Annotated in this window: 1 protein-coding gene; it reads left to right on the top strand. The window is 35.6% G+C overall.

The window, feature by feature from the left end:
- The first annotated feature begins 187 nt into the window (after positions 1-187).
- A complete protein-coding gene (locus L21TH_RS14370) occupies positions 188-355 on the top strand; it encodes a hypothetical protein (RefSeq protein ID WP_006316398.1) in 168 nt (55 codons plus the stop codon).
- The last annotated feature ends 168 nt before the right edge of the window (positions 356-523 follow it).

The raw sequence follows: 523 nt of genomic DNA, 5'->3' as shown, positions 1-523 counted from the left end.
AAACCAAATTAACTAAAACTTTTGAAAGTGAAAAAATAACTTTAGGAATAAATGGTTTTTAGGGTCAGGCTGAACAATTGTGAATTTATGAAGCCTGACCCTTTAGTATTCAAAAAATCATAAGAGTTGGTACTTAAGGGATATATATCTAAAAGTTATAGTTTTTGAAAAGGATTTACCTGAACTAATGGAATTTGTAAGAGAGAATCCTAGAAATATAGAAGAATATGCAGATATATTAGTAGATGAGTATAAAGGTGAGGTAATAAATATCTATAAAAAAAGTATAATGTTAAGAGCAAGTTCATCAGTTGCAATTGTAAAAGGGATAGAAACTAAGGATAGTGGATATTAAAGTCCATTATCCTTTTTTAGTGCGCCCAGCATGGGCGCTTGCTTGTCGGTGAAAGTCCGATACAGGGGCTGGTAGTGCCAACTGTTAGCTCAAGACAAGGGTGTCCATCGTGAGGTGGAATCTGAAGGAAGTCGGCGGCAAAGCATTGAACCGAGGTACACGAATCAC

The organism is Caldisalinibacter kiritimatiensis, assembly GCF_000387765.1.
Taxonomy (GTDB): domain Bacteria; phylum Bacillota; class Clostridia; order Tissierellales; family Caldisalinibacteraceae; genus Caldisalinibacter; species Caldisalinibacter kiritimatiensis.
This window is presented reverse-complemented; position numbering and strand designations above follow the sequence as displayed.